The following is a 16,511-nucleotide window of genomic DNA, read 5'->3' as shown; positions in this document are numbered from 1 at the left end:
AGAGGGAAACAGGCCATGAGCAGCACTGTGGAGCTGACCAAGGAGAACTTCGACCAGACGGTCACCGAGAACGAGTTCGTCCTCATCGACTTCTGGGCGTCCTGGTGCGGGCCGTGCCGTCAGTTCGCGCCGGTGTACGAGAAGGCCGCCGGGGAGAACCCGGACCTGCTCTTCGCCAAGGTGGACACCGAGGCCCAGCCCGAGCTGGCGGAGGCCTTCGGCATCCAGTCGATCCCGACGCTGATGATCGTCCGGGACCAGGTCGCGATCTTCGCGCAGCCGGGTGCCCTGCCGGAGGCCGCCCTCGCCGACGTGATCGGGCAGGCCCGGAAGCTGGACATGGACGAGGTCCGCAAGAGCATCGCGGCCCAGCAGGCGCAGGGCGAGCAGTCCTCGTAGTCCGGTCCCGGAACGGCCCGTGGCGCATGACGCGCCACGGGCCGTTCGCGTCCGTACGGACCGGCGGCCGGGCCGGCGGCGCGGTCAGCCGGACTCGCGGGGCACGAGCGTGGCGCCGAGCACCCGGTGCACCTCGGGCTCGCCGCCGGGTTCCCGGACCGCACGGTCGACGAGTTCCGCCAGGTCCCGGCCGGAGGGCAGTTCGACGTGGACGGTGGTGAGCCGCGGGCGCAGCAGCCGGCCGAGCATCAGGTCGTCGGCGCCGACCACGGCGACGTCCTCGGGGATGCGGAGGCCCTCGTCCTGCAGGGCGCGCATCAGCAGCATCGCGTACTCGTCGTTGTAGGCGAAGACCGCGTCGAGTCCCGTTTCGCGCCAGCGGGCGGCCAGCCGGGCGGCGGCCTGCTCCGTGTACACCAGCGGCAGAGCGGTCACGGTGGCGTCGGTGCCGCGCACCGCCCGGCGGACACCGGCCAGCCGGGGCCGGGAGAACGCCTCGAGACCGGCTTCCCCGGGGACGACCACACCGATGCGGCGGCGCCCGCCGGCGTGCAGGTGGGCGCCGGCGCAGTGGCCGACGGCCTCGTGGTCCATCAGCAGGGCGTGGGCGCCCTCGACCCGCTCGGGACCGAGGGTCACCACGGCCCGGGCGCCGGACCGTCTGAGCACCGCGACGCCCGGCGGGCCGAGGCCCGCGCCGGGCACCAGGACGGCCACGGGGCGCAGCTCGGCCCAGGCGCGGGCGGCTTCGTCGCCCTGGAGGCCGACGGTGCCGTACTGGACCACCGTGTAGTCGAGGCGGCCGAGGGCGGACTGCAGTTCGGCGAGGAAGCGGCTGTAGAGGGGGCCCGCCGGGATCGCGGGGGCGGGCATGAGGACCATGCGGCTGTGCCCGGCCCGCAGGCTGCGGGCGGCGGCGTGGGGCACGTACCCCAGCTCCCGGGCGGCCTCGCGGACGCGGCGGCGCGTCGGCTCGCTGATCCGGACGGCCGTGGCGTTGTTGAGGACGTAGGAGACGGTCGCGCGCGAGACGCCCGCCAACCGGGCCACGTCGGCACTCGTGGGGACGGAGTGCTGCGCCGGCACCGCGGACGGCGGCGTGTTCGGTATCTGCACCATGACAGACGGCATCTTGGCAGAGGGGCCGCGGCGGGGGTCGGCCGGGGGAACGTCGTTCACCGTTGCACCAACCCGGTCCGCAGGGCTCACGACTGACGCCGGGCAGTCGTCGGACACGAGCAGGACGAACTTGTTCGTGACGAACATGTTCGCTAGTCTCGCCGCATGACCGAAACCCCCCGTTCCCGCCGTGAACGCCCCGCCAAGCCGGCGCTCAGCCGGAAGGGCATCGTCGCGGCCGCCGTCGCGATCCTGCGGTCCGAGGGCCTGCGGAAGGTGACCATGCGGCGGCTGGCACAGGAACTCGACACCGGCCCGGCCTCGCTCTACGTCTACGTCCGCAGCACCGACGAGCTGCACGCGGCCGTCCTCGACGAGCTGCTCGGCACCGTCGGACCCGCCCCGGCCGGGGGCGACTGGCGGGAACGGCTGGAGCGGGTGCTCACCGACTGCACGCGGATGCTGCTGGCCCACCCCGACCTGGCGCGCTCGGCGCTGACCGCCCGGCCGAGCGGCCCGCACTACCTGAACCTCATCGAGACGCTGCTCGCCCTGCTCGCCGAGGGCGGGGTGCCGCACGACCGGGCCGCCTGGGGCGTCGACCTGCTCCTCCAGCACGCCACCGCCACCGCCGCCGAGCACGCCGGCGAGAAGTCCCCGGGCGACTGGCAGGCACTGGACGGCGCCCTGCGCGGGGCGTCCCGGGAGACCCATCCGCACATCGCCGCCCGCGCCGGGCGACTGCTGTCCGGCGCCCCGGAGGCCCGTATGTCCTGGGCCTTCCGCGCGCTGATCGACGGCATCGAGCACACCGCCGTACCCGACTGAGCCACGGCCCCGGCCCCAGGAGACCACCATGACCCTTCCCCACCACCCCGTCGCCGTGGTCGGCGCCGGACTCGGCGGGCTCGCGCTCGCCCGGGTGCTGCACGTCCACGGCGTGGAAGCGGCCGTCTTCGACGCGGACGCCTCACCGGCCGCGCGCACCCAGGGCGGCATGCTCGACATCCACGACGACTCCGGCCAGGAGGCGCTGCGCGCGGCCGGGCTGCACGAGGCGTTCCTCGCCCGGGTGCACCCCGGCGGCCAGGCGCTGCGCGTCCTCGACCGGGACGGCGCGGTCCACCTGGCGGAGTCCGACGACGGCACCGGCGGGCGCCCCGAGATAGACCGCGGCGACCTGCGCGGCCTGCTGCTGGACTCCCTGCCGGAGGGCACCGTGCGCTGGGGCGCGAAGGTGACCGGCGCACGCCCGCTCGGCGACGGCCGGCACGAGGTGGCGCTCGCGGACGGCGGCGTCTTCACCACCGGCCTGCTGGTCGGCGCGGACGGCGCCTGGTCCCGCGTCCGCCCCCTGCTCTCCGCCGCGCGGCCCGCGTACACCGGCGTGTCGTTCGTCGAGGCGGACCTGCTGGACGCCGACGCCCGGCATCCGGAGGCCTCCGAAGTGGTCGGCGGCGGCATGCTGTTCGCACTGGGCGCCGGCCGGGGCTTCCTCGGGCACCGCGAGAGCGACGGCAGCCTGCACGTGTACGCCGCCGTCGAGGCGCCGGAGGACTGGCTCGACAGGATCGACTTCACCGACACCGAGGCGGCGCGGACGACCGTGCTGAAGAAGTTCGACGGCTGGCACGAGAGCCTGCGGGCGCTGCTGGCGGAGGCGGACGGGGCGCTGGTGCCGCGGCGGATCCACGCCCTGCCGACCGGCCACCGCTGGGCCCGGACCCCCGGTGTCACCCTGCTCGGCGACGCCGCGCACCTGATGTCGCCGTTCGCCGGCGAGGGCGCCAACCTCGCACTGCTCGACGGCGCCGAGCTGGGCCTCGCCGTCGCCGCGCACCCCGGGGACACCGAGGCCGCGCTCGCCGCCTACGAGGAGCGGATGTTCCCGCGCGCGGAGGCGTCCGCGGCGGAGTCGGCGCGCAGCGGCGCGACCCTGTTCCGGTCCGACGCGCCGCGCGGACTGCTCGAGATGTTCGCCGGCCAGGCCGGCTGAGCGGCTCCGCGGCCGGACCGCGGCCGCCTCAGGCGGGCGGCTCCGTGCCCGTCACCCGGGCCACGAGGTCGGTCCAGCCGGCCTCCAGGCGCTCCATCGGCATCCCGCACTGCCGGGTCAGATGGTGGATCTGGGCGGGGTCGAGGTACGCCAGCAGGGTCAGGCAGAGCAGGTCGCAGTCGGCGCCAGGCACGAGCTGCCGCAGCAGCATGGTGACGTGGGTGCGCAGCGCCTGGACCGCGGGGTGGGAGAACCGGCGGTCCGGCTCCGGCTGGGCGGCGAGCTGGAGGTCGAGCTGCTCGGCCGAGCGGTAGAGCACCGCCACGCCGAACGCCCGCAGCCGCTCCAGGGGCGGCGCTCCCGGACCGAGCGGCGGCGGCCCGCACAGGAAGTCGCCCTGGAGCTGCCGGCCCGAGTGGTCGAGCAGGGCCATCAGCAGGCCGGTGCGGTCGCCGAAGCGGCGGAACACCGTGCCCTTGCCCACCTGGGCCGCCGCCGCCACGGCCTCCATCGTCACGCCGGCGACCCCGTGCTCGGCGATCAGCCGGGCGGCGGCCTCCAGCAGCCGGGCCCGGTTGCGGGCCGCGTCGGCGCGCAGGCAGGGCTCACCCGGACCCGACTCGACCTCCAGCAGTTGAGGCGTGTCGTGGGGCTCCTGTTGGTTCGGGAAGGGGGGCAGGGCGGCGGACATGACGACAGCGTAAAGCATCGGGAAGAAAACTGGACCGCGGTCCGGTTAGCCTGATACAAAAGCTAAGCGGACCTCGGTCCGGATCGTAACGGCGATGTTTCAGCCCCCCATTTGGAGTACCCCCATGTCTGTTCGCATCCTCGCGCTCGTCGGCAGCCTCCGCGCCGGTTCGCACAACCGTCAGCTCGCCGAGGCGGCGGTCAAGCTCGCTCCCGAGGGCGCCGAGGTCGTGGTCTTCGAGGGCCTGGCCGAGGTCCCCTTCTACAACGAGGACATCGACGTCGAGGGCGACGTCCCGGCGCCCGCCGCCGCGCTGCGCGAGGCCGCCGGTGCCGCCGACGCCTTCCTGCTCTTCTCCCCCGAGTACAACGGCACGATCCCGGCCGTGCTGAAGAACGCCATCGACTGGCTGTCCCGCCCGTACGGCGCCGGCGCCTTCGGCGGCAAGCCCGTCGCCGTGATCGGCACCGCCTTCGGCCAGTACGGCGGCGTGTGGGCGCAGGACGACACCCGCAAGGCCGTGGGCATCGCAGGCGGCAAGGTGATCGAGGACATCAAGCTGTCCATCCCCGGCTCCGTGACCCGCTTCGCCGAGACCCACCCGGTCGACGACGCCGAGGTCGCCGCGCAGCTCACCGAGGTCGTCGCCCGTCTGCACGGCAACGTGGGCGAGGTCGCGGCCGCCTGAGCCGTACGCACACCGTCAGGGGCCGGAACCGGTGGGTTCCGGCCCCTTCGGCATGACCCGGCCGGGCCCGGACGGGCGGCCGCCGTCCGGTGGACACCGAGGACTCGAAACAAACGCACGGGTCATACGTGTCGCGAGGACGCGCGACCGCGCCCCGTCGAGCCAGGTGAGGAGAAGCCATGCCCCCGGTCCACTCCCCGTCCCCGCCGCCCCCGTTCGATCCGGAGCTCGCCGCCGTGCTGGAGCCGGCCGCCGACACGGTCCCGCCCGGGCTGACGCCGGACGAGATCCCCACCGCCCGGCAGGGGGCGAGCAAGGAGCTGGCCGAGCTGTTCGACGTCACGATGGGCGGCGCGTTCGAGACGGAGGAGCGCGCGGTGCCCGGTCCCGGGGGCGCGCCGGACGTCTCCCTGCTGATCTGCCGCCCCGTCGCGGCCCCCGCCGCCCCGCTGCCGGTGATCTACCACGTGCACGGCGGCGGCATGATCCTCGGCCACAACCGGGCCGGGGTCGAGGCCCCGCTGGACTGGGCACGGGAACTGGGCGCCGTGGTCGTCTCGGTCGAGTACCGCCTCGCGCCCGAGCACCCGCACCCGGCGCCGGTCGAGGACGTGTACGCGGGCCTGGTCTGGACGGCCGGGCACGCCGAGGAGATCGGCGGCGACCCGGACCGCATCGTGCTCGCGGGGGCCAGCGCGGGCGGCGGCCTGGCCGCCGCGCTCGCCCTGCTGCTGCGCGACCGCGAGGGCCCGCAGGTCATCGGCCAGCTCCTGATGTACCCGATGCTCGACGACCGCAACGACACCGTCTCCAGCCACCAGATGGCGGGCGTCGGCGTCTGGGACCGCACCGCCAACGACACCGCCTGGACCGCGCTGCTCGGTGACCGCCGGGGCGGCCCCGGCGTCTCCCCCTACGCCGCCCCCGCCCGCGCCACGGACCTGTCCGGCCTGCCCCCGGCCTTCCTCGACGTCGGCTCGGCGGAGACCTTCCGCGACGAGGTCGTCGCCTACGCCTCGCGCATCTGGGGCTGCGGCGGCGTGGCCGAACTCCACGTCTGGCCCGGCGGCTTCCACGGCTTCGACGGACTCGTCCCGCGGGCGTCCCTGTCCCGGGCGGCCCGTGCGGCCCGGCTGGCGTGGCTGCGCAGACTGCTGGCCGGCTGAGGCCGCGGGCCCGCGCGTGGACCGCCCGCCCGGCCGAACACGACCGGATATCGCCCGTGCCGAAGCTGTACGCCCTCCCCCGTTCTGAGGTTACCGTTCGGTAGATACCGTGCCCGCAGGCTCTCGGAGGTATCCGGCAATGACGCCCGACCGTGCCGCAGGACTCGCGGAGTCCGCCCGCGCGCTCGCCGGCGGGGAGGTGACCTCGCGCGAGCTGGTGGAGCAGGCCCTGGCCCGGATCGAGGCCGCCCGGCCGACGCTGAACGCCTTCCGGCTGGTGCGGGCCGAGGCCGCGCTCGCCGAAGCCGAAGCGGCCGACCGGGAGCTGGCGGCCGGAGTGCGGCGCCCGCTGCTCGGGGTGCCGGTGGCGGTCAAGGACGACATGGACGTGGCCGGCGAGCCGACCGCCTTCGGCTGCCGGGGCGAGTTCCCGCCGGCCGCGGCGGACGCGGAGGCGGTACGGCGGCTGCGGGCGGCCGGGGTGGTGATCATCGGCAAGACCAACACCTGCGAGCTGGGCCAGTGGCCGTTCACCGAGGGACCGGCGTTCGGGGAGACCCGCAACCCGTGGCACACCGGACACACGCCCGGCGGCTCCTCGGGCGGTTCCGCGGCCGCGGTCGCCGCCGGTCTGGTGCCCGCGGCGCTCGGCTCGGACGGCGCGGGGTCGGTGCGCATCCCGGCCTCCTGGACCCATCTGGTCGGGATCAAGCCACAGCGCGGGCGCATCTCGACCTGGCCGCGCGGCGAGGCCTTCCACGGCATCACCGTCAACGGCACGCTGGCCCGCACGGTCGCCGACGCGGCCCTGCTGCTCGACGCGGCCGGGGGCAACCACCCCCGGGACCCGCACCGGCCGCCCGCCCTGACGGTGTCGCAGGCGGTGGGACGCGCCCCCGGCCGACTGCGCATCGCCCTGTCGCTGAAGCCCCCGTTCACCGCCGTACGCGCGCGCCTGCTCCCCGAGGTGCGGGCCCGCGTCCTCGAACTCGCCGAGCAACTGGCCGCGGCGGGGCACATCGTGGAGGAGGCCGACCCGCCCTACGGGCAGATCGGGCTGACCTTCGTCCCACGGGCCACCGCCGGTATCGCCGACTACGTCCGCGAGGCTCCCGACCTGGCGCTGCTCGACCCGCGCACCCGGGGCGCGGCCCGGCTGGGCCGGCTGCTCGGCGGCGCCCCGCTGCGCGCCGCCCGGCGCGCGGAGGCGGTCCTGCACCGGCGGATCGGCGCCTTCTTCGACTCCTACGACGTGCTGCTCACCCCGACGACGGCCGCTCCCCCGCCCGCGATCGGCGCACTGTCCGGGCTCGGCGGGCTGGCCACCGACCGCGCCATGATCGCCGCCTGTCCCTACGCCTGGCCCTGGAACGTCCTGGGCTGGCCCGGGGTCAACGTGCCCGCCGGGTTCGTCGGCGAGGGCCTGCCCGTGGGCGCCCAGCTGCTGGGTCCCGCCGCCAGTGAGCCGCTGCTGGTCTCCCTGGCCGCGCAGCTCGAGGCCGAGCTTCGCTGGCACGAGCGGTGGCCGCCGGTGGCGGAGCCGGACGCCCGGGTGGTGTGACGGCCCGGCGCGCGCGAGCGGCCCGGTCAAAGGACCGAACGGCCCGGCGGCGGGGGCGCGTTCCGCCCTTACCCTGTGGCCATGGACGATGCGTCGATGGTCGGGCTCATGGGACGGGTGACAGGGACGATCGGGCCCGGTCTGGTGGGCGAGGTGATCGTCCGGGTGCGCGGCGGCGCCGAGCACTTCCTCGCCTACGCCGCCGACGGCGTCGGCCGCCTGGAGCGGGGCACGGTGGTGATGGTGGTGGAGCACCTGCCGCCGAGAACGGTGTACGTGACGGCCGCGTACGACAGTTGAGCCTGCGCCGCCCCAGGTGAGGGGCGTGTGCATCAAGATTGCGACAAGGACGGGCCGAGGTCTTCTCGGCGCGTCGCCACGGGCGCACACTCCCTTCGTTCGGTGCCGAGAGGGCACCATGCAAAGGGGGCGAATGCCGATGGTGATCGGCGTCGTTGCGGGGGCGGCCGTCGTTGCCGTCCTCGTGCTGATCGGGCTGTTCAAGATGATGTGGCGGGTCGCCGAGCCGAACGAGGCGCTCATCATCTCCGGGTCCAAGCACCGCACCGAGGGGCTCGAGGAGGGCATGGGATTCCGCATCGTCACCGGGCGCGGCACGCTGGTGCTGCCCGGTGTGCAGGCGGTGCGCAAGCTCTCGCTGGATCTGAACGAGACCGAGCTGCAGGTGGACTGCGTGACCCACCAGGGCATCCCGCTGAAGGTGCGGGGCGTGGTCATCTTCAAGGTGGGCGACGACTTCGTGTCGATCGCCAACGCGGCCCGCCGCTTCCTGGACCAGCAGCGGCTGATGTCGGAGCGGGTGCACAACGTCTTCGCCGGCCATCTGCGGTCCATCGTGGGCGGGCTGACGGTCGAGGACATGATCCGCGACCGGGAGAAGCTGACCGGGCAGACCCGGGCGGCGTGCGGCACGGAGATGGAGAAGCTCGGTCTGATCGTCGACTCGCTGCAGATCCACGAGATCGAGGACCCGACCGGATACATCCAGAACCTGGCCATGCCGCACGCGGCGGCCGTGCAGCGGGACGCGCGCATCGCGCAGGCCGAGGCGAACCGGCTGGCCACCGAGGCGGAGCAGCAGTCCTACGCCCGGATGGCGGAGGCAACCCGGGACAGCGAGATCCTGCAGGCCGGCTACCAGGCCGAGCGGGACAAGGCGGGGGCGAAGGCGCAGCAGGCCGGTCCGCTGGCCGCGGCCGCCGCCCGGCAGGAGGTCGTCGTCCAGGAGACCCGGGTCGCCGAGCTGGAGGCGCACCGGCGTGAGCAGCAGCTCCAGGCGGACGTGCGCAAGCCCGCCGATGCCCGGGCCTACGAGAAGCGGACGCTGGCGGAGGCCGAGCGCGACGCTCGGATCTCGGCGGCGCAGGCCAAGGCGAAGGAGACGGAGCTCGCGGCGGCCGCCGAGGCGACCCGGGTCAAGGCGGCCGCGGGCGCCGAGGCCGAGGCGACCAGGACCCGGGGCGAAGCCTCCGCCGCGGCGACCCGGGCCACCGGTGAGGCGGAGGCCGCCACCGCCCAGGCCAGGGGTCTGGCCGAGGCCGAGGCGACCAAGGCGAAGGGCCTCGCCGAGGCGGAGGCCATCAAGGCGCGGGCGACCGCCCTGGCGGAGAACCAGGAGGCCGTCGTCGCCCAGCAACTCGCCGAGAACTGGCCGGAGATCGTCCAGGCGGGGGCGTCCGCGTTCGGCAACGTGGACAACATGGTGCTGCTCAACGGCGCCGACGGCATGGCCGAGTTGTTCGCCAAGGCGCTCACCATGGGCGGCACCGGCCTCGGCCTCGCCCGCCAGTTGCTCGCGTCGACGAACCACCACGGGAAGGGTGAGCCGGGCGCTTCGCTCAACGGGACGGTGCCGCCCGCGTCGCAGAAGGTGCCGGTGGAGCAGGAGGGCTGAAGGTCCGACGGGGGCCGTCCGTCGGCCGGGGCTCCGCACCGGGGCCCCGGCCGTCGCGCCGTTCCGGTCAGCCCCGCAGCAGCGCCACGCCCAGGGCGATCAGGGCCATGGCCTTCGCCGTCTCCAGGCCGCGTACCAGAGGTGGCCGCGGGAGCGGGGCAGCTCCATCACCCGCGAGCACACGGTCGGACCTGCGGTTCAGGCGCGGCCTGACGACGGCGAGAGGGGCGGCGAGGAGCACGGCGACGGCCGCGGTCCGCCACCCGGTCCCGGCCGTGGCGCCGCCCAGGGCGACGGCGGCGGTCACGACGACGGCCAGGACGGTCTCGACGGCGTTCAGCGTCCGGAGGACCAGCCGGCCGATGCCCAGGCCGACGGGGATGGTCACGCCCGGCGCACGGAACTTCGGCGGCGCCTCCGGGAAGGAGATCGCCGGCACCATGCCGAGCCGGACGAACACCACCGCACTCGCGGTGGCGGCCGACGCGGTGTTCATCGGGGGGTCGCCCCTTTCTGCTCCGCGGTCCTCGCCCCGCCCGGGTGGGCGAGGCAGAAGCCGGGTTCGGCGAAGGGTTCCAGGCCGGCGGCGGTCAGCGGCGCGCCGAGCCCGCTCAACGCGCCCCGCATCAGGCCGAGATGGAACGGACACACCAAGCGGCCGTACTCCGCGGCGAGTTCCAGGAACGGATCCGGTCGCACGGCGGCGCACCGGCGTGACGCGCGGGCGCCGGGCGCGGACGTTCGCCCCGGCCGCGCGGCGCGGGCCGGCAACTCCGCAGGCCTGTCGCCCCGTTCACCGTGGTCGGCCGCCCGCCCGGCGAGCACCCCCGCGGTCCCGGCGTGCCCACGTCAGGCCCTAGGGTGCTGTCCGTGAGCACGCCTACCGATGAGAACGTCCCGGGCCGCTTCGGCCCCCACGCCACCACCGAGGCCGACCCTCGCGGGGTCGGCCGGGTGCGTACCGAGTACTCCCCCGCCCACGACGGCGACCCCGACCCGGGCGAGATCGTGTGGACCTGGGTGCCGTTCGAGGAGAACGACGGCCGCGGCAAGGACCGGCCGGTGCTGGTGGTCGCCCGGGAGGCGGCGGGCACCCTCCTCGCCGTCCAGCTCTCCAGCAAGCGGCACGACGGCGACCGCGAGTGGGTGGCGATCGGCAGCGGCCCCTGGGACCGGTCGGGCCGCGACTCGTGGGTCGACGTGGACCGCGTGCTGAGGTTGCACGACGACGGCATGCGCCGGGAGGCGTGCGCGCTGGACCGGATGCGCTTCAGCCTGGTCAGGCAGCGGCTGCACGAGCGGTACGGCTGGACCTGACGGGACCCGACCGGCGGTCCGACGGCTCTGTCCGGTGAAGCGGCCCCCCGGCCGGTGGCACGACGGCCGCCGGCCGGTGAGGCACCCCCGGCGGGCGGCACGACCGTCCCGGGCCGGCTCCCGCCGCCCGTCAGCCCGTGACCGCGCCCTCCGGGAAGGAGCGCGCGAAGGCCTCCCGCACCGTCGCTCCCGGCGTGCGGTCCAGGACGCCGAACACCACGTGCTCGAACGTTCGCGCGAACCGCCCGCCGGGTCCGAGCAGCGCCCGGAAGGCCCCGGCGACCTGCGCCGGGTCGTTCTGGAACACGCCGCAGCCCCAGGCTCCGAGCACCAGTCGCCGGTAACCGTGCGCGGCGGCGGTCTCCAGGACCCGCTCGGCACGCCGGGCGAGGGCGGCCGGCAGGTCACCGGCCCGCTCGGGGGCCGTGCGCCGTACGACACCCGCGTTCGGCGCCGCCGCGGTGAGGAACCCCGCCAGGTACGGCCGGTCGAGCAGTGCGCCCCGGTCGTCGCGGAACACCGGCACGGCCGGGGAGTGAATCACCCGATCGGTGTAGAACGGGTCACGGTGTGCGCGGTGGTGGTCGTAGAAGGCGCGGGCCTGGAGCAGGCAGGTGTACAGCGCCGAGGCGCGGCACAGGGCCTCCTCCTGGGCCTGGGCGCCGTTCAGGTAGCCGCCGCCGGGATTGCGGGCCGAGGCGAAGTTCAGGACGGCGACCGGCGCGCCGGTCAGCCGGCGCGCGGCCTCGGCACTGCTCTCGCCGGTGACCTCGAAGACGGGCTCGGCGTCCGCGGCCTCCGGCACCGGTACCGGCTCGGGGCCGTACAGCCGGGTGCCCGCCCGGGCGGCCTCGACGGCGGCCGCGAGCGGCACTTCCCCTCCGCCGGGCGCGCGGTAGGCGCCGGCCGCCACGATCCGCTCGGTCTCCGCGGCCAGACCGCGCAGGCGCGCGCTCACGGCGCCACCCCCGTGGGCGCCGCGACCGCGGCCCGCGCGGTCTCCCCCGTCGTGCTCATGCACGCATCCTGGGTGATGCTGGTACGCGGTGCAACGGAGTTTCCCGGGTACCGGAACGGCCGGGGAACGCGCAGGGGAACGGAGGTGACCGGTCCGGAACGTCCCGATGGGCACCCTTGTGCGAATCGGCTCGAGGGTCTTGGGTGGACGGGTGCCAGTCCGGGGCCCGGCACGGGCCGGACCGGTGGCATGGTGGAATCTCAGGAGGATCCCGACATGTCTGATTCGAGGAGCGATTGCGGCGACTGTACGGAGCGCCGCGACGCCGTCACCGAAGCCGAGGTGGAAGCCCTGGTCCGGGGCATCTGCTTCAAGACCGGGCCGCCACGGACCCTCGGGGTCGAAGTGGAATGGCTCGTCCACGAGCTGCGGCAGCCGCAGCTCCCGGTCACACCCGAACGACTCGAAGCGGCCTACGCCACCCTGCGGAGCGTGCCGCTGCGTTCGCCCCTGACGATCGAGCCCGGCGGCCAGCTCGAACTGAGTTCGCCGCCCGCCGCCTCCCTGATGGAGTGCGTCGACATCGTCTCCGCCGATCTGGAGACCGTGCGCGCCGTCCTCGCCAAGGACGGACTCGGCCTCCTCGGCGTCGGCCACGACCCCTGGCGCGAGCCCCGCCGGTTCCTGCGCGAACCGCGCTACGACGCCATGGAGGCCTGTCTCGACCGCACCGGCCCGGCCGGCCGCCACATGATGTGCGCTTCGGCCTCCGTCCAGGTGTGCGTGGACGCCGGACACGAGGAGCCCGGTGTCCTGGGCCTTGAGCAGCGCTGGTGGCTGGCCCACCAGCTCGGCGCGGTCCTGGTGGCCGCGTTCGCCAACTCCCCGCTGGTCGGGCGACGGCCCACCGGCTGGCGGTCCACCCGGCAGCTGCACTGGACGGAGATCGGCGCCGGCCGAGCGGGCGCTCCCCCGCCGGACGGGGCGCCGAGGGCCGCCTGGGCCCGGCACGTACTGGACTCCCCGGTGATGTGCGTCCGCAGCGACAGCGGCCCCTGGACCGTGCCCGAGGGCCTCACCTTCCGCGAGTGGACCCGCTCGCACGCCCCCCGGCCGCCCACCCGGGCGGATCTCGACTACCACCTGACCACCCTGTTCCCGCCGGTCCGGCCACGCGGCCACCTGGAACTGCGCATGATCGATGCGCAGCCCGGCGACGACGGCTGGATCGTGCCGCTCGCGGTGACCGCGGCGCTGTTCGACGACCCGGAGGCCGCCGAGGCCGCGCACCAGGCGGTCAAACCGCTGGCCGAACGGGCCATGAACCTCCCCGCGCCGCACAATCCGCTGTGGATCGACGCGGCCCGGCACGGCCTCACCGACCCGGAACTGCACGAGGCCGCCGTGACCTGTTTCGCGGCGGCGCTCCAGGCGCTGCCCCGGCTCGGCGCCACACCGGCGGTCGTCGACGCCGTCGCCGCATACCTGGACCGCCATGTCGCCCGGGGCCGTTGCCCGGCCGACGACCTGCTGGACAGCCTGCGCGGCGCCGACCGCCGCGCGGCCCACGGGAGGAAGGACATCCGCACATGACCGCCCCCGAGACCGAGACGACGGCGACCGAGGCGGACACCGAGGCGCTGCGCGAGCGCGCGGCCGCCTCGCTCACCGCCGCCCGCGCCCGCACCCAGCTGCTGACCGACTGCGTCGAGGACCCGGACCTCACCGCCCAGCACTCCCCGCTGATGTCCCCGCTGGTGTGGGACCTCGCCCACATCGGCAACCAGGAGGAACTGTGGCTGCTGCGGGCGGTCGGCGGCCGGGAGGCGCTGCGGCCCGAGATCGACGGCCTGTACGACGCCTTCGAGCACTCGCGCGCCGAACGCCCCTCGCTGCCGCTGCTGCCGCCCGCCGAGGCCCGCGGCTACGCCTCCGACGTGCGCGGCCGGGCCCTCGACCTGCTTCAGGCCGCGGACTTCCACGGCAGCCGGCTGACCGAGGCCGGCTTCGCCTTCGGCATGATCGCGCAGCACGAACAGCAGCACGACGAGACGATGCTGATCACCCATCAGCTGCGCACCGGACCGCAGGTCCTCACCGCGCCCGATCCCGCGCCGGCCCCGCTGTTCACCGGCCCGGCCGAAGTCCTGGTCCCCGGCGGCCCGTTCACCATGGGCACCTCCGCCGAGCCCTGGGCGCTGGACAACGAGCGCCCGGCGCACCCGGTGGACGTGGCGCCGTTCTGGATCGACACGACTCCGGTGACGAACGCCGCGTACCAGGCGTTCATCGAGGACGGCGGTTACCGCACCGAGCGCTGGTGGACCCCCGAGGGCTGGGCGCACGTCCGGCAGCACGGGATCACCGCCCCGCTGTTCTGGCGGCGGGACGGCGGTCAGTGGCTCCGGCGGCGTTTCGGCGTCACCGAGGCGGTGCCGGCCGACGAGCCGGTGCTGCACGTGTGCTGGTACGAGGCGGACGCCTACGCCCGCTGGGCCGGGCGCCGGCTGCCGACCGAGGCGGAGTGGGAGAAGGCCGCCCGCTTCGACCCGGCCACCGGACGCTCCCGGCGCTATCCGTGGGGCGACGCCGACCCGGCCCCCGAGCACGCGAACCTGGGCCAGCGCCATCTGCGGCCCGCCCCCGCCGGAAGCTACCCGGACGGCGAGTCCCCGCTCGGCGTCCGGCAGTTGATCGGTGACGTGTGGGAGTGGACGGCGAGCGACTTCCTGCCGTACCCGGGGTTCACCGCGTTCCCGTACAAGGAGTACTCCGAGGTGTTCTTCGGCCCCGAGTACAAGGTGCTGCGCGGCGGTTCGTTCGCCGTGGACCCGGTGGCCTGCCGGGGCACGTTCCGCAACTGGGACTACCCCGTCCGGCGCCAGATCTTCTCCGGGTTCCGCACCGCCCGCCCGGAGGCCGTCTGATGTGCCGTCACCTGGCCTACCTCGGGCCGGAGCAGCCGCTCGGCCGGCTGCTCGTGGAGCCCCCGCACAGCCTGTACCGGCAGTCGTGGGAGCCCCGCCGGCAGCGGTACGGGACGGTCAACGCCGACGGGTTCGGGGTGGGCTGGTACGCCCCGGACGACCCGGCGCCGGCCCGCTACCGGCGGGCCGGCCCGATCTGGGCCGACCTGTCCTTCGCCGACCTGGCCCGGGTGGTGCGCTCCGGCGCCGTGCTCGCCGCGGTGCGCGACGCCACCCTCGCGGGCGCGGACGCCGAGGCGGCGGCCGCGCCGTTCGCCGCCGGGCGCTGGCTGTTCAGCCACAACGGCGCGATCGCCGGCTGGCCGGACACGGCGGCGCACCTGGTGTCCGGGCTGCCTCCGGTCGAGCTGCTGTCGCTGCAGGCGCGCACCGACTCGGCGTTCGTCTGGGCGCTGGTGCTGCACCGGCTGCGCGCCGGCGACGACCCCGCCGAGGCCCTCGGCGGCACCGTCCGCCGGTTCGCCGCCGCGGCCCCCGCGTCCCGCCTCAACCTGCTGCTCACCGACGGCGGGACCATCGCCGCCACCGCCTGGGGCGACAGCCTCTGGTACCGCGCGGAGCCCGGCCGGGGCACGGTCGTCGCCTCGGAGCCGTACGACGACGACCCGCTCTGGCAGGAGGTACCCGACCGCACCGTGCTCACCGCGAGCAGCGCCGGAGTACTCCTCACCCCACTCGAGGAGCCGGCGTCCTCCCCCACTCCCGGCTCCGTCCGGGCGGGGAAGCCCCCATCCCAGAAGGAGCCCTGCCGTTGAGTCCCCTGCACGTCACCCGCACGCTCCCCGAGGACGCGACGGACGCCGCGCTGCGCGCAGACGTCCGCGACGGCCTCACCGCCGACCCGAAGACGCTGCCGCCGAAGTGGTTCTACGACGCCCGGGGCAGCGACCTGTTCGAGCGGATCACCGAACTTCCCGAGTACTACCCCACACGTGCCGAGCGGGAGATCCTCGTCGCACGCGCCGGTGAGATCGCCGCCGCCAGCGGCGCCCGCACCCTGGTCGAACTCGGCTCCGGGTCCTCGGAGAAGACCCGTCACCTCATCGACGCGCTCACCTCGCTGGCGGCGTACGTCCCGGTGGACGTCAGTGAGAGCGCCCTCACCCAGGCCGGGCGGGCGCTCATCGCGGAGCGGGCCGGACTGGAGGTGCACGCCCTGATCGCGGACTTCACCGCCCCGCTGGCGCTGCCCGGGACGCCCGGCCCCCGGCTGGTGGCCTTCCTCGGGGGCACGATCGGCAACCTGCTGCCCGCCGAGCGGGCGGAGTTCCTGGCCCTCGTGCGCTCCCAGCTCGCCCCCGGCGACGGCCTGCTGCTCGGCACGGACCTGGTCAAGGACGAGCGGGTGCTGGTCCGGGCCTACGACGACGCGGCCGGGGTGACGGCCGCGTTCAACAAGAACGTCCTGGCGGTCGTCAACCGGGAACTGGGCGCCGACTTCGAGCCGGACGCCTTCGACCACGTGGCCCTGTGGGACCCGGATCGGGAGTGGATCGAGATGCGGCTGCGCTCGCGCACCGCGCAGACCGTCAAGGTGCCCGCGCTGGACCTGGCCGTGGACTTCGCGGCCGGCGAGGAGCTGCGCACCGAGGTGTCGGCGAAGTTCCGCAGGGACGGCGTCACCGCCGAACTCGCCGCCGCCGGGCTGGAACTGACCCACTGGTGGACCGATGCCGAGGATCGGTTCGCGCTGTCGCTGAGCGTGCTGCGGTGA

General features: G+C 75.1%; 17 protein-coding genes and 1 pseudogene. 13 read left to right on the top strand and 5 right to left on the bottom strand.

Annotated elements, in window-relative coordinates; translation table 11 throughout:
- Positions 1-15 precede the first annotated feature (15 nt).
- Positions 16-399, top strand: coding sequence for a thioredoxin (gene trxA / locus ACFQ9Z_RS11075; RefSeq protein ID WP_383014287.1), 384 nt, complete (start codon positions 16-18; stop codon positions 397-399).
- Between the two features lie 84 nt (positions 400-483).
- Here trxA and ACFQ9Z_RS11070 read toward each other — a convergent pair whose 3' ends face one another.
- Complete coding sequence (locus tag ACFQ9Z_RS11070; protein ID WP_383014284.1) at positions 484-1,518, bottom strand: LacI family DNA-binding transcriptional regulator; 1,035 nt, start codon at positions 1,516-1,518, stop codon at positions 484-486.
- Positions 1,519-1,683: 165 nt separating this feature from the next.
- Here ACFQ9Z_RS11070 and ACFQ9Z_RS11065 point away from each other — a divergent pair, with 165 nt between their 5' ends.
- Both ACFQ9Z_RS11065 and ACFQ9Z_RS11060 read left to right on the top strand, forming a co-directional pair.
- Positions 1,684-2,346, top strand: coding sequence for a TetR/AcrR family transcriptional regulator (locus ACFQ9Z_RS11065; protein WP_383014281.1), 663 nt, complete (start codon positions 1,684-1,686; stop codon positions 2,344-2,346).
- Positions 2,347-2,374: 28 nt separating this feature from the next.
- Entirely contained in the window at positions 2,375-3,514 is a 1,140-nt protein-coding gene (locus ACFQ9Z_RS11060; protein ID WP_383014279.1) for an FAD-dependent oxidoreductase, read from the top strand.
- Positions 3,515-3,542: 28 nt separating this feature from the next.
- On the opposite strand, the gene ACFQ9Z_RS11055 is transcribed toward ACFQ9Z_RS11060, so the two are convergent.
- Positions 3,543-4,223 carry a TetR/AcrR family transcriptional regulator gene (locus tag ACFQ9Z_RS11055; RefSeq protein WP_383014276.1) on the bottom strand — a complete coding sequence of 227 codons (681 nt, stop codon included), beginning with the start codon at positions 4,221-4,223 and terminating at the stop codon, positions 3,543-3,545.
- A gap of 106 nt (positions 4,224-4,329) precedes the next feature.
- Here ACFQ9Z_RS11055 and ACFQ9Z_RS11050 point away from each other — a divergent pair, with 106 nt between their 5' ends.
- From ACFQ9Z_RS11050 to ACFQ9Z_RS11030, 5 genes are all read left to right on the top strand, one after another.
- On the top strand, positions 4,330-4,893 hold the full coding sequence (locus ACFQ9Z_RS11050; protein WP_143634708.1) for an NAD(P)H-dependent oxidoreductase: 564 nt from the start codon (positions 4,330-4,332) through the stop codon (positions 4,891-4,893).
- A 179-nt stretch (positions 4,894-5,072) separates the two neighbouring features.
- Complete coding sequence (locus ACFQ9Z_RS11045; protein ID WP_383014272.1) at positions 5,073-6,059, top strand: alpha/beta hydrolase fold domain-containing protein; 987 nt, start codon at positions 5,073-5,075, stop codon at positions 6,057-6,059.
- A 139-nt stretch (positions 6,060-6,198) separates the two neighbouring features.
- Entirely contained in the window at positions 6,199-7,620 is a 1,422-nt protein-coding gene (locus tag ACFQ9Z_RS11040) for an amidase (protein ID WP_383014269.1), read from the top strand.
- Positions 7,621-7,701: 81 nt separating this feature from the next.
- A complete protein-coding gene (locus ACFQ9Z_RS11035) occupies positions 7,702-7,920 on the top strand; it encodes a hypothetical protein (protein ID WP_383014266.1) in 219 nt (72 codons plus the stop codon).
- Between the two features lie 133 nt (positions 7,921-8,053).
- On the top strand, positions 8,054-9,535 hold the full coding sequence (locus ACFQ9Z_RS11030; protein ID WP_383014263.1) for a flotillin family protein: 1,482 nt from the start codon (positions 8,054-8,056) through the stop codon (positions 9,533-9,535).
- A 67-nt stretch (positions 9,536-9,602) separates the two neighbouring features.
- On the opposite strand, the pseudogene ACFQ9Z_RS11025 reads toward ACFQ9Z_RS11030, so the two are convergent.
- Positions 9,603-10,031 (bottom strand): annotated as a pseudogene (locus ACFQ9Z_RS11025) (hypothetical protein).
- Complete coding sequence (locus tag ACFQ9Z_RS11020) at positions 10,028-10,234, bottom strand: hypothetical protein (protein WP_383014259.1); 207 nt, start codon at positions 10,232-10,234, stop codon at positions 10,028-10,030. The pseudogene ACFQ9Z_RS11025 and the gene ACFQ9Z_RS11020 overlap by 4 nt, the downstream one beginning before the upstream one ends.
- Positions 10,235-10,405: 171 nt before the next feature.
- Here ACFQ9Z_RS11020 and ACFQ9Z_RS11015 point away from each other — a divergent pair, with 171 nt between their 5' ends.
- Positions 10,406-10,852: a type II toxin-antitoxin system PemK/MazF family toxin gene (locus ACFQ9Z_RS11015; protein ID WP_281294129.1), complete on the top strand. Its 447-nt coding sequence runs from the start codon at positions 10,406-10,408 to the stop codon at positions 10,850-10,852.
- Between the two features lie 130 nt (positions 10,853-10,982).
- On the opposite strand, the gene ACFQ9Z_RS11010 is transcribed toward ACFQ9Z_RS11015, so the two are convergent.
- A complete protein-coding gene (locus tag ACFQ9Z_RS11010; protein WP_383014256.1) occupies positions 10,983-11,810 on the bottom strand; it encodes a TIGR02452 family protein in 828 nt (275 codons plus the stop codon).
- A gap of 276 nt (positions 11,811-12,086) precedes the next feature.
- Here ACFQ9Z_RS11010 and egtA point away from each other — a divergent pair, with 276 nt between their 5' ends.
- Genes egtA through egtD form a run of 4 tightly spaced genes read left to right on the top strand, consistent with a single transcriptional unit; the run spans position 12,087 to position 16,511 of the window.
- Positions 12,087-13,403, top strand: coding sequence for an ergothioneine biosynthesis glutamate--cysteine ligase EgtA (gene egtA, locus ACFQ9Z_RS11005; protein ID WP_383014252.1), 1,317 nt, complete (start codon positions 12,087-12,089; stop codon positions 13,401-13,403).
- Complete coding sequence (gene egtB, locus ACFQ9Z_RS11000) at positions 13,400-14,737, top strand: ergothioneine biosynthesis protein EgtB (RefSeq protein WP_383014249.1); 1,338 nt, start codon at positions 13,400-13,402, stop codon at positions 14,735-14,737. Before egtA ends, egtB begins: the two co-directional genes overlap by 4 nt.
- The gene (gene egtC, locus ACFQ9Z_RS10995) at positions 14,737-15,552 is read left to right on the top strand and encodes an ergothioneine biosynthesis protein EgtC (RefSeq protein WP_383014246.1); all 816 of its coding nucleotides are present in this window, start codon (positions 14,737-14,739) and stop codon (positions 15,550-15,552) included. The genes egtB and egtC overlap by 1 nt, the downstream gene beginning before the upstream one ends.
- Positions 15,549-16,511, top strand: coding sequence for an L-histidine N(alpha)-methyltransferase (gene egtD / locus ACFQ9Z_RS10990; protein ID WP_383014243.1), 963 nt, complete (start codon positions 15,549-15,551; stop codon positions 16,509-16,511). The genes egtC and egtD overlap by 4 nt, the downstream gene beginning before the upstream one ends.

The organism is Streptomyces sp. NPDC056580, assembly GCF_042793175.1.
Classification (GTDB): domain Bacteria; phylum Actinomycetota; class Actinomycetes; order Streptomycetales; family Streptomycetaceae; genus Streptomyces.
This window is presented reverse-complemented; position numbering and strand designations above follow the sequence as displayed.

What these genes read in the sequence shown, in the direction of transcription:
- trxA (WP_383014287.1), top strand. Translation starts at nt 16, where the DNA reads ATGAGCAGCACTGTGGAGCTGACCAAGGAGAACTTCGACCAGACGGTC.
- ACFQ9Z_RS11070 (WP_383014284.1), bottom strand. Translation starts at nt 1,518, where the DNA reads ATGGTGCAGATACCGAACACGCCGCCGTCCGCGGTGCCGGCGCAGCAC.
- ACFQ9Z_RS11065 (WP_383014281.1), top strand. Translation starts at nt 1,684, where the DNA reads ATGACCGAAACCCCCCGTTCCCGCCGTGAACGCCCCGCCAAGCCGGCG.
- ACFQ9Z_RS11060 (WP_383014279.1), top strand. Translation starts at nt 2,375, where the DNA reads ATGACCCTTCCCCACCACCCCGTCGCCGTGGTCGGCGCCGGACTCGGC.
- ACFQ9Z_RS11055 (WP_383014276.1), bottom strand. Translation starts at nt 4,223, where the DNA reads ATGCTTTACGCTGTCGTCATGTCCGCCGCCCTGCCCCCCTTCCCGAAC.
- ACFQ9Z_RS11050 (WP_143634708.1), top strand. Translation starts at nt 4,330, where the DNA reads ATGTCTGTTCGCATCCTCGCGCTCGTCGGCAGCCTCCGCGCCGGTTCG.
- ACFQ9Z_RS11045 (WP_383014272.1), top strand. Translation starts at nt 5,073, where the DNA reads ATGCCCCCGGTCCACTCCCCGTCCCCGCCGCCCCCGTTCGATCCGGAG.
- ACFQ9Z_RS11040 (WP_383014269.1), top strand. Translation starts at nt 6,199, where the DNA reads ATGACGCCCGACCGTGCCGCAGGACTCGCGGAGTCCGCCCGCGCGCTC.
- ACFQ9Z_RS11035 (WP_383014266.1), top strand. Translation starts at nt 7,702, where the DNA reads ATGGACGATGCGTCGATGGTCGGGCTCATGGGACGGGTGACAGGGACG.
- ACFQ9Z_RS11030 (WP_383014263.1), top strand. Translation starts at nt 8,054, where the DNA reads ATGCCGATGGTGATCGGCGTCGTTGCGGGGGCGGCCGTCGTTGCCGTC.
- egtA (WP_383014252.1), top strand. Translation starts at nt 12,087, where the DNA reads ATGTCTGATTCGAGGAGCGATTGCGGCGACTGTACGGAGCGCCGCGAC.
- egtB (WP_383014249.1), top strand. Translation starts at nt 13,400, where the DNA reads ATGACCGCCCCCGAGACCGAGACGACGGCGACCGAGGCGGACACCGAG.
- egtC (WP_383014246.1), top strand. Translation starts at nt 14,737, where the DNA reads ATGTGCCGTCACCTGGCCTACCTCGGGCCGGAGCAGCCGCTCGGCCGG.